An 11485-nucleotide genomic window follows, 5' to 3' on the forward strand; every position below is an offset into this window, starting at 1 on the left:
GCCCCGCACCGACCGGTGCGGGGCCCTCGCGCGTATCCGCCCGGTCGTCAGGAGGCGGCCTTCCTGGCGCCGGAGAAGGCGGCGACGGGGCCGAGCGCGAGGAAGAGGAAGGTCATGGCGTCCTTGCCGTCGTTCCACGCGTCGGTGAGCATGCCGAACTGCTCGAAGAAGAGCTCGGTGAAGGAGAAGCCGAACTCCTTGGAGGCGAAGACCGCGATGCCGACGAGCTGGCCGAGGTAGACGGCGCCGAGGGCGAGGATCGCGGAGACGACCGGCAGCACGGGGTTGGCGCCGCCGACCTTGCCGGCGGCGAAGCCGACCGCGAAGCCGACGCCGACCGCCGCCCAGCCGATCTGGGCCTCGATGCCGCCGAGGATCGCGCCGTAGACGCCGGCGGTGACCAGCGCGGCGGCGAGGGCGGCGAGGATGCCGAGGCCGACGTTGTTCCGGCGGGGCGCGGGCGCGGGGGCGGCCGGGTAGGCGCCGAAGGGGTTCTGCCCGGCGGGGGACTGACCGTACGGGTTCTGCCCGGCCGGCGGCTGGCCGTACGGGTTCTGGCCCGCGGGACCCTGGCCGTACGGGTTCGGGCCCGCCGGGTTCTGCGCGTACGGGTTCTGGTCGGCGGGCTGCCCGCCGGGGCCGTACGGGTTGCCGGGCGGCGGAACGGGCTGGCTCATGGTGGTCCCCCTGGACGGTGGCGCACGGGTGTGCGACCGAGAGGGCCGGAGACTAGCAGCCGTCCCGGACAGCGGCCCATCCGTCGCGCGGAGGGCGGAGGCGCTAGAGGCGGTGCGCGGTGCCCGCCGGGGTCGCGCCCCGGGTGTCGAGGAGGAGCTGGGCCTTCACGGCGAGGCCCTGGAGGTCGTACACGCGGTGGTGCTGGAGCAGGACCGTCAGGTCGGCGTGGGCGGCGGCCTCGTAGAGCGAGTCCGCGCGGGGGACGGGGACGTCGCGGACCCGCCAGTCGGGGACGTGCGGGTCGTGGAAGCTGACCGCCGCGCCGAGGTCCATGAGGCGGCCCGCGATCTCGTCGGCGGGGGAGCCCTCGCGGTCGGCGAGGTCGGGCTTGTACGTGACGCCGAGCAGCAGGATCCGGGCGCCGCGCGCGGACTTGCCGTGCTCGTTGAGGAGGGCGGCGGCGCGCTGGACGACGTACGCCGGCATGCGCTGGTTGACCTGGCCGGCGAGTTCGACGAGGCGGAGCGGGCGGTGGCCGCCGAGGCGTTCGACGGGGACGCCGTGGCCGCCGACGCCGGGGCCGGGGCGGAACGCCTGGAAGCCGAAGGGCTTGGTCTCGGCGCAGCGGATGACGTCCCAGAGGTCCACGCCGAGTTCGTGGCAGAGCACGGCCATCTCGTTGACGAGGGCGATGTTGACGTGCCGGAAGTTGGTCTCCAGCAGTTTGACCGTCTCGGCCTCGCGGGGGCCGCGCGCGCGGACCACCTTGTCGGTGAAGCGGCCGTAGAAGGCGGCGGCGGACTCGGTGCACGCGGGCGTGAGGCCGCCGATGACCTTGGGGGTGCCGGCGAGGCCGGGCAGGCGGGAGCCGGGGTCGATGCGGCCGGGGGAGTACGCGAGGTGGAAGTCGCGGCCGGCCCGCAGGCCCGAGCCCTCCTCCAGGAGCTCCCGGAGCGGGCCCTCGGTGGTGCCGGGCGGGACGGGGGACTCCAGGACGACGGTGGTGTGCGGGCGGAGCCGGGCGGCGAGGGCGCGGGCGGCGGCGGTGACGGCGGTGAGGTCGAGGTCGCCGTCGGGGCCCGCCGGGGTCGGGGCGCAGATGACCGCCGTGCGGACCCGGCCGAGTTCGGCGGGGCCGGTGGTGGCGCGGAAGCCGCCGGAGAGCATCCGGCGGATCTCGGAGGCGGTGAGGGAGCCGTCGACCGGGGGGCGGCCCGCGGCGAGCTCGGCGACCGGGCGGGGGTCGGTGTCGAAGCCGACGGTGGCGATGCCGGCGGCGGTCGCGGCCTGGGCGAGGGGGAGTCCGTGGTGGCCGAGGCCGATGACGGCGAGGTCTGCGGGCATGGTGGGCCGTCCTTCCCGGGAGCCGTGACTGACGTGCGTGCCGTACGTATGCAATGTCAGACTAGGAGTAAATATGACCGATATGCGGCATTGCGGGAGCGAAGGTCGCCGAGTGTTATCCACAGGTCCGTGCGGGGGCGGTGGCCGAAGCCACCGGGCCGGTCCAGAATCGGGACTGTGAGCCGGGCCACACCGCGGTCCGGTCGCCCCTGCCCGGACGCGCGACGACGGGCGGGGACCGAGGCACGTACGGACGACGGGAGGCGGCAGCCGTGAGGACAGCGACACTGGGACCCGCCGAGCGCGCCGCCGCCCTGGCGGAGATGGCCGACCGCGAGCTGGACGTGCTCGTCGTCGGCGGCGGCGTGGTCGGCGCCGGCACCGCCCTCGACGCGGTCACGCGCGGGCTCTCCACCGGCATCGTCGAGGCCCGCGACTGGGCCTCCGGCACCTCCAGCCGCTCCAGCAAGCTCATCCACGGCGGCCTCCGCTACCTGGAGATGCTCGACTTCGCCCTGGTCCGCGAGGCCCTCAAGGAGCGCGGCCTGCTCCTGGAACGGCTCGCCCCCCACCTGGTGAAACCCGTCCCGTTCCTCTACCCCCTCCAGCACCGGGGCTGGGAGCGGCTGTACGCCGGCTCCGGCGTCGCCCTGTACGACGCCATGTCCGTCTCCTCCGGGCACGGCCGCGGCCTCCCCGTCCACCGCCACCTCAGCCGCAAGGGCGCCCTCCGCGTGGCCCCCTGCCTCCGCAAGGACGCCCTCACCGGCGCCCTCCAGTACTACGACGCCCAGATGGACGACGCCCGCTTCGTCCTCACCCTGGTCCGCACCGCCGCCGCCTACGGCGCCCTGGCCGCCTCCCGGGCCCGGGTCACCGGCTTCCTCCGGGAGGGCGAGCGGGTCGTCGGCGCCCGCGTCCAGGACGTCGAGACCGGCGGCGAGCACGTCGTCCGCGCCAAGCAGATCGTCAACGCCACCGGCGTCTGGACCGACGACACCCAGGCCCTCATCGGCGAGCGCGGCCAGTTCCACGTCCGCGCCTCCAAGGGCATCCACCTCGTCGTCCCCAAGGACCGGATCCACTCCACCACCGGCCTCATCCTGCGCACCGAGAAGTCCGTCCTCTTCGTCATCCCCTGGGGACGGCACTGGATCATCGGCACCACCGACACCGACTGGGACCTCGACAAAGCCCACCCCGCCGCCTCCAGCGCCGACATCGACTACCTGCTGGAACACGTCAACACCGTGCTCGCCACCCCCCTCACCCGCGACGACGTCGAAGGCGTCTACGCCGGCCTGCGCCCGCTGCTCGCCGGCGAGTCCGACGCCACCAGCAAGCTCTCCCGGGAGCACACCGTCGCTCACCCGGTGCCCGGCCTGGTCGTCGTCGCCGGCGGCAAGTACACGACCTACCGGGTGATGGCCAAGGACGCCGTCGACGAGGCCGTGCACGGCCTCGGACTCGGGGCGTCCCCCGCGCGGAGCGGCTGGGGAGGCGTCGCCCCCTGCGTCACCGAGGACACCCCGCTGCTCGGCGCCGAGGGCTACCGCGCGCTGTGGAACGCGCGCGCCCGGACCGCCGCCCGCACCGGCCTCCACGTCGCCCGCGTGGAGCACCTGCTCAACCGGTACGGCTCCCTGACGGAGGAACTGCTCGCCCTCGTCGCCGAGGACCCCGCGCTCGGCGCGCCGCTCACCGGCGCCGAGGACCACCTCCGCGTCGAAGTCGTCTACGCCGCCTCCCACGAGGGCGCCCGCCACCTCGACGACGTCCTCACCCGGCGCACCCGCGTCTCCATCGAGACCTTCGACCGCGGCACCCGCTGCGCCCGCGAGGCGGCGGAGCTGATGGCGCCGGTCCTCGGCTGGGACGAGAGCCGGATCGCGAGAGAGGTCGAGCACTACGAGAAGCGGGTCGAGGCGGAGCGCGAGTCGCAGCGGCAGCCCGACGACCAGACGGCGGACGCCGCCCGGCTCGGTGCGCCCGACATCGTCCCGATCTGACGGGGGCTCCGCCTGACGGAGCGTCCGGGACGGGAGGGAACCCCGGGGCACCGGTGGCGCGTCGTCATACCGGAGTCTGGACCCGGGGGCGCCCGCCGCCGCGAGGTGAGGGACAATGGGCTCTCTTCCAGGGCGGGTTGCCGCAGCGTGCGGAGTGCGGCGGGCGCGGCGGAGATCAGGGATCGCAGAGGGGACGCATGTCGGAGTCGGAGCAGTCGCGGGACACGGCGAAGGACCCCCGGCGGGACGCCGCCGCGGGGGCCGCGACCGACGGCGGACGGGGGACGGTTCCGGCCGCGGGCGAGACGGAGCGGGACGCGGCGGAGCGGGGCGCGGCAGCGCCCGGCGCGACCGCGGCGGACCCGGCGGCCGGCACGGGCCGGGGCGGTACGGAGGGCGACGCCCCGGTAGCGGGACGCGCGGCCGGGACCGCGGCCTCCGCGGCACCGGAGGAGGAGCCGACGGCGCCTCAGGACGCCGTGCCCCCGCGGGCCGTACCGCAGGACGCGCGGCCGGACACCGGCGCCGGAGCGCCGCGGGACCGGGTGCCGGGGACCGAGCCGTCCACCGGGCGGGCCGGGTTCGGCGCCGGGGACGGCGACGGGCAGCGGCCCCCGGCCGACCGGCTCCGCAAGGGCGCCGCGTCCACCACCGCCGAGACCGAGGGCCGGCTGCTCGCCGGCCGCTACCGGCTCGGCGCCCTCGTCGGCCGCGGCGGCATGGGCACCGTCTGGCGCGCCGTCGACGAGACCCTCGGCCGCACCGTCGCCGTCAAGGAACTCCGCTTCCCCAGCAGCATCGACGAGGACGAGAAGCGCCGCCTCATCACCCGGACCCTGCGCGAGGCCAAGGCCATCGCCAAGATCCGCAACAACGGCGCCGTGACCGTCTACGACGTGGTCGACGAGGACGACCGCCCGTGGATCGTCATGGAGCTCATCGAGGGCAAGTCGCTCGCCGACGCCGTGCGCGAGGACGGCGTCCTCACCCCGCGCCGCGCCGCCGAGGTCGGCCTCGCCATCCTCGACGTGCTGCGCTCCGCGCACCGCGAGGGCATCCTGCACCGGGACGTGAAGCCGTCCAACGTCCTCATCGCCGACGACGGCCGCGTCGTCCTCACCGACTTCGGCATCGCCCAGGTGGAGGGCGACCCGTCCATCACCTCCACCGGCATGCTCGTCGGTGCCCCCTCGTACATCTCGCCCGAGCGGGCCCGCGGCCACAAGCCCGGCCCCGCCGCCGACCTGTGGTCGCTGGGCGGCCTGCTGTACGCGGCGGTCGAGGGCTGCCCGCCGTACGACAAGGGCTCCGCGATCGCGACGCTCACCGCCGTCATGACCGAGCCCGTCGACCCGCCGAAGAACGCGGGACCCGAGCTGGAGCAGGTCATCTACGGGCTGCTCGCCAAGGACCCGGCGCAGCGGCTCGACGACGCCCGCGCCCGGGTGCTGCTGCGTGCCGTCCTCGACGCCCCCGAGGCCGCGCCGGAGCCGTCGCCCGAGGTGACCAGGATCGTTCCGCTGCCGACCCGCCCCGAGCGGGAGCAGACGGCGCCCGTCACCGGCCGCGAGAAGGCCCCCGAGCCCGCCGCCGACCGGGTGCGGGGCGCGCTCGCCTCCGTACGGAACGCGGCCGCGGCGGCCAAGGCGGAGGCGAAGGCGAAGGACCGGACGAAGGACCGGGCCAGGGAGAAGGGCCGGGAGCCCGCCCGGCCGGTGCCCGCGCAGGGCGGTTCCCGTCCGGCGCCGGTCCGCGCCCCGCTCACCGACGTCGTGCCCCGGCGCACCCTGGTGATCATCGCCGCGGTCGCGGTCCTCGCCGTGCTCGGCACCATCCTCGCCGTCTCCCTCAACGGCGACGACAAGGGCTCCGAGGGCAAGGGCGGCGACACCACCGTCTCGGCCGGCACCACCGCCGGCGGCGACGGCGGCTCCGGCGACGGCGCGAACACCGGCGGCGCGTCCGGCGACCCCACCGAACAGGGCGGCGCCCAGCCCGGCGACAACGGCGCCACGGGAGACGGCGGCGCCACCGGTGCGAACGGCGCCACCGGTGCCGCGGACGGCTCCACCGGCCGGACGGACACCACGCCCACCGCCAAGCCCAGCACCGGCCCCACCCTCCCCGCCGGCTACGCCATGGTCACCAACGACCGCTTCCGCTTCTCCATGGCCATGCCCGCCGGCTTCACCATGCGTCCCATACCCGGCTACGACGGCGGCGCCATATGGAGCGAGAGCGGCGGCTTCCCGCGCGTCCAGGTGGACTTCAACGCCAGCCCCAAGGACGACGCCAAGGCCGCCTGGCTCGCCGCCATGGGCAGCGTCCGCCTGACCAGCACCGCCTACCAGCACATCCGCATCGACGCCGTCTCGTACAAGGGCTACCCGACCGTCGCGGACTGGGAGTTCGAGCGGACCCAGAAGGGCACGCGGGTCCACGTCCTCAACCGGGGCTTCAAGGTGGACGCCAAGCACGGCTACTCGATCATGGTCAGCTGCAGGGCCGAGGAGTGGAACGGCGCGGAGTGCCGGACGCTGCGCGAGACGGCGTTCGCCACGTTCAGCCCCAAGGACTGACCGACGCCCGTATCGTGAGGGACCCGGGACGACCGAAGCGCAGGGGGAGGCGCCGTGGACGAGTACGCGGGAAGAGTCCTCGCGGAGCGCTACCGCCTGCCGCTGCCGCCGTCCGCCGGTGACGGCGCGCTCGCCGACCCGGCCGAGACCGACATCCGGGCCTTCGACACGTACAGCGGGCAGGAGGTGCGGATCCGTCAGGTCCCGCTGCCCGAGTTCGTCGACGCCGAGGTCCTCGGCGAGGGACCGGAGCCCGCGGGCCCGTACGGGGGCGGCGCCACCCGCCGGCCGGCCGAACCGGTCGTCCGCCGGGCGATCGAGGCGGCCCAGGCCGCCGCCCAGGTCCCCGACCACCCGTTACTCGACCAGGTCTTCGACGTCTTCGCGGAGGCCGGCTCGCTGTGGATAGTGAGCGAGTACGTCGCCGCCCGCCCGCTCTCGGCCCTCCTCGCCGAGGGCCCGCTCAACCCGTTCCGCGCCGCCGAGATCGCCGCGGACGTCCTCACCGCCCTGCGCGCCCTCCACGCCCACGGCTGGGTCCACCGCAACATCACCGCCCGCACGGTCCTCGTCTGCGACGACGGGCGCGTCGTCCTCACCGGCCTGGCCGCCGGCGCCGCCGAGGAGGCCCTCTGCGGCTACGCCCCCGTCCCCGACCCCGAGGACCCGGCCTTCCGCACGCCCGCGGCGGAGTTCGGGGAGGCGGAGGGGTACGGGGAGGGGTACGGGTTCGGGGAGGGGCCCGGAGAGGAAGAGGACCCGGAGGAGCACGAGGGATACGCGGAGCACGAGGAGCACGAGGAGCACGAGGAGTACGCCGGGGAGACCGGCGAGGTGTACGAGCCCGAGGCGTACGACCCCGGGGACGACTCCGAGGTCTACGACACGGGCGAGTACGCGGCTCCCGAGGCGCCGCCCGAGCCCGAGACCGAGCCCGATCCCGTTCCCTACGGCGTCGATCCCTACGGCCGGGCGGCACCGGCGCCCCGGCCCGCGAGCCCGCCGGAGGTCCCGGCCGTGCCGCCCAGCGCCGATCCGCGGGCCGCCCGGGCGGGCGCCATCGCCGCCTACCGCGCGGCCACCCGCGCCGCCGCCGCCCGCCTCGGCGACACCCACGCGCTCCCGGCCCCGCGCCCCGCCGAGCCCGCCCCCGAAGCGGAAGCCGGACCCGAAGCCGTCACCGGACCGGAGGCCACCCGTCCCGGCCCGGCGCCCCAGTGGTGGGCCCGCACGCCGGACGACGAGGACGACGAGGACGACGACGGCGAGGACGGCGACGACGGGTACGACGGGTACGACGGCGGGTACGACCGGGGCGGTGGCGGCCCGCACCCGCCCCGTCTGATGCTCAAGGGCACCTGGAGCGACGGTCCGCACGCCTCCCGCGACGGCGCGCCGCACGTGCCGGCCGGCGGCGGGTCCGTCCTGCCCGGCTCCGGGCGGCCCGCGCTGCCCGCCGGCTTCGCGCCCGCCCCCGAGCCCGCGCGCACGGTGCCGGCCCCCCCGGTGCCGGCGGGGGAGCGGTACCGCGGCCCGGAGACCCGGCTCGCCGCCGAGCGGGCCCGGCAGACCCGGATCGCGGTCGTCGGCGCCGTCACCGAGCGCTGGGCGCCCGAACAGGCCGGGCCCGTGCACGAGAACTGGCGGCTCGCCCCACCCATCGGCCCCGCCACCGACCTGTGGGCGCTGGGCGCCCTGCTCTACCGGGCCGTGCAGGGCCACGCCCCGTACCCCGAGGACAGCGCGGCCGAACTGGTCCAGCTGGTCTGCGCCGAGCCGCCCGCCTTCGCCGAGGAGTGCGGCCCGCTGCGGCCGGTGGTGGAGTCGCTGCTGCGCCAGGACCCCACCGAGCGACCCGACTTCGAGGAGCTGCGCGGCTGGCTGCGGTCGCTGGTCCGGTCCGCGCCCGAACCGGAGCCGGAACCCGCCGCCGCGCCGCCGAGGTTCGACGCCAGGCGGCTGCCGATCCTGCGCCGCAGGGGCGAGCTGGTGCGCCGCCGTCGCGGGGCCGCCGGGTCGGGCCGCCACCGGCACCGGCGCGGCAAGGAGTCCCGCCGCGAGCAGGCCGCCCCGCCCGCCCCCGTACCGGAGGAGCAGCCGGCGGCGCCGCTGTTCGAGGAACAGCCGCCCGAGGCGTACGAGCCCCGCCGGGCCGCCGCGTACGACGACGGGCACGGCGCCTACGGCGACGGGTACGGCGACGGGTACGAGGACGGCTACGAGCACGCGGTGCCCGAGCCGCCGCGCCGGTCCGGGCGCGCCGGGGCCGCCCCGCGCGCGCTGGGGCGGCGGGTGCTGCTCCTCGTCCTGCTGCTGACCGGCGGCGCCCTCGCGTACATCGCGGTCGCGCTGCCGCGGGGGGACGAGGAGCCGCCCGGCGCCCGCCCGTCCGCGTCCGCGCCCCAGGCCACCACCGCGCCCGCCGCGCCGAGTTCACCGGCGGCCACCCCGTCGGCGCCGTCGACGCCGTCGACCCGGCCCCCGTCCTCCGCCCCGCCGCCGTCCGCCCCGCCGTCCGCCCCCGGTCCGGCCCTGGCCGCCGGGTACGCGCTGCGCGAGGACCCCGAGGGCTTCCGGATCGGCGTGCCGCGCGACTGGCGGCGCAGCCCCATCAACGACGCCGGTCAGGTCCGGTACACCGGCGGCGACTTCACGCTGATCGTGGTGCCGGGCCGGGACAGCGTCCAGGAGCACGGTTCCGACCCGCTGGAGTACCAGAACGCGCGCGAGCGGGAGCTGGAGCCGTACCGGCAGTCCAGCTGGTCGCAGCAGGTGAGGGCCCGGCGGGTCGACATCGGCCGCACGCCCACCGCCGAAGGGCAGTACACCTGGCTGGACAGCACCGGCCGCGAGGTCTTCGTCCACAACCTGGCGCTGATCGACGGCGGTCGCTACCACGTCGTCCAGGTCATCGGGCCGGAGAGCGACCGCGACAAGGTCTCGGAGATCTACGGCGAGGCCGTGAAGGGCTTCCGCCCGGGCCGCTGAACGGGCCGCTGAACGGGTCGCCGGGCGGGCCGTCCCCTCCGGCCCCCGGCTCCCCGGCGGCCGGCCCGCGTCACGGTGCGGTTCCTTTGCGGGCCCCGAGGTTCCGTCCACCGTGCCCTCCTCCGTAACCTGGCATCCGAAGCAACGGGGCGGGGGCACGTGGAACACACTCAGGGCACAGGGGCGGGGCTGCTGCTCGCCGGGCGGTACCGGCTGAGCGAGTCCATCGGGCGCGGCGGCATGGGCAAGGTCTGGCGCGCGCACGACGAGGTGCTGCACCGGGTCGTGGCGGTGAAGGAGCTGACGGCGGGTCGGTTTGTCGCCGAGGCCGACCGGCTGGTGCTGCACGCCCGCACCCAGAAGGAGGCGCGGGCCGCCGCCCGGATCACCCACCCCGGCGTGGTGACCGTCCACGACGTCCTCGAACACGACGACCGGCCCTGGATCGTCATGCAGTTCGTCGACGGCCCGTCGCTCGCCGACGCCGTCAAGGAGGCCGGCACGATCGAGCCCCGCGAGGCGGCCCGGGTCGGCCTGCACGTCGTCGGCGCGCTGCGGGCCGCGCACGCGGCCGGGGTGCTCCACCGGGACGTGAAGCCCGGGAACGTGCTGCTCGCCCGGGACGGGCGGGTCCTCATCACCGACTTCGGCATCGCGGCGATCGAGGGCGACTCCACCATCACCCGCACCGGCGAACTCGTCGGCTCCATCGACTACCTGGCGCCCGAGCGGGTCCGCGGCGGCGACCCCGGCCCGGCGTCCGACCTGTGGTCGCTCGGCGCGACCCTGTACACGGCGGTCGAGGGCACCTCGCCGTTCCGCCGCACCTCCCCGATCAGCACCATGCAGGCCGTCGTCGGCGAGGAACCGCCGTACCCGGCGAACGCGGGGCCGCTCGCCCCCGTCATCGTGGCGCTGCTGCGGAAGGACCCGGAGAAGCGGCCCAAGGCGGACGAGGCCGGGCGGATGCTGCTCGACGCGATGGAGGGCCGCAGCCCGGAGACCGCGCAGGCGTACGTGCCGACGCAGCGGATGCGGCTGGACGAGGGGCGGCCGGGCGCGCCGGGCGGCCCGGAGGAGGGGCCGGCGGGGGCGCCGCGCACCGCCGAGTGGCCCGTCGCCGGGCAGACCTCCACCACCCGGCACTCCGCACCGGTCCCGGACCCCGCCGTCCCGGCGCCGACGCCCGCCTCCGTCCCCGCCGGAGGGAAGGGCCGCTGGCGGTCCGCCGTGCTCACGGCGGTGCTCGGCGCGGTCGTCGCGGGCGGCGCCGTCTTCGCCGTGATGCAGTACGGCGGCGACGACCGCGGCCCCGGCCCTGGCCCCGCCCCGACCACCGGCGTCACCGCGTCCGGGCCCACGGCGGCCGGCCGCGGGGCAGTGGCGGCGGACGGCGTCCCGGAGGGCTGGCACCGGGTCGAGGACCCGGCGGGTTTCAGCCTCGTCGTGCCGGACGGCTGGAAGCGCCAGACGGACGGCGACAACATCGACTACACCCCGGACGGCGGGCGCCACCGGCTGCGGATCAGCATCGACACCAGCCCCGACTTCGAGAACCCGTACCTCCACCTCCTCGACCTGGAGAAGACGCTCAAGAAGCGGATGGACTACCGGCGGGTGTGGCTCAACCAGAACACCTACCGCGACCAGGTCCGGTCCGCGCTCTGGGAGTTCACCTGGACCGAGAAGCAGAACTTCCCGGGGCCGCGGCACGCGATCGACCAGATGTACTTCGCCGACGACGGCACCGAGTACGCGCTCTACATGACGTCGCCGGAGTCGAGCTGGGAGACGACCCGACAGCAGTTCGACACCGTCCTCCAGCACTGGCGGGCACCCGGCGCCTGACGGCCGGAAAAATCTTCCCCAGGACCCCCCGTCGGCCGT

6 protein-coding genes are annotated in these 11485 nt (G+C 76.1%); 4 read left to right on the plus strand and 2 right to left on the minus strand.

Annotation, left to right across the window (positions count from 1 at the left end):
• Window positions 1-47: 47 nt before the first annotated feature.
• Window positions 48-677: a hypothetical protein gene (locus ACFVQZ_RS24470; protein ID WP_383626034.1), complete on the minus strand. Its 630-nt coding sequence runs from the start codon at window positions 675-677 to the stop codon at window positions 48-50.
• Window positions 678-780: 103 nt separating this feature from the next.
• Window positions 781-2022, minus strand: a complete 1242-nt coding sequence (locus ACFVQZ_RS24475) for a nucleotide sugar dehydrogenase (protein WP_383626037.1) — start codon at window positions 2020-2022, stop codon at window positions 781-783.
• A gap of 272 nt (window positions 2023-2294) precedes the next feature.
• Between ACFVQZ_RS24475 and ACFVQZ_RS24480 the strand changes: the two genes are divergently transcribed.
• The 4 genes from ACFVQZ_RS24480 (at window position 2295) to ACFVQZ_RS24495 (ending at window position 11446) form a co-directional block, all read left to right on the plus strand.
• Window positions 2295-4031 carry a glycerol-3-phosphate dehydrogenase/oxidase gene (locus ACFVQZ_RS24480; RefSeq protein WP_383626040.1) on the plus strand — a complete coding sequence of 579 codons (1737 nt, stop codon included), beginning with the start codon at window positions 2295-2297 and terminating at the stop codon, window positions 4029-4031.
• A gap of 197 nt (window positions 4032-4228) precedes the next feature.
• Entirely contained in the window at window positions 4229-6610 is a 2382-nt protein-coding gene (locus ACFVQZ_RS24485; protein WP_383626043.1) for a serine/threonine-protein kinase, read from the plus strand.
• Window positions 6611-6664: 54 nt separating this feature from the next.
• The gene (locus ACFVQZ_RS24490; RefSeq protein ID WP_383626046.1) at window positions 6665-9598 is read left to right on the plus strand and encodes a protein kinase; all 2934 of its coding nucleotides are present in this window, start codon (window positions 6665-6667) and stop codon (window positions 9596-9598) included.
• 159 nt (window positions 9599-9757) lie between these two features.
• Complete coding sequence (locus tag ACFVQZ_RS24495) at window positions 9758-11446, plus strand: serine/threonine-protein kinase (protein WP_383626050.1); 1689 nt, start codon at window positions 9758-9760, stop codon at window positions 11444-11446.
• The last annotated feature ends 39 nt before the right edge of the window (window positions 11447-11485 follow it).

Source organism: Streptomyces sp. NPDC057854 (assembly GCF_042797055.1).
GTDB lineage: Bacteria > Actinomycetota > Actinomycetes > Streptomycetales > Streptomycetaceae > Streptomyces.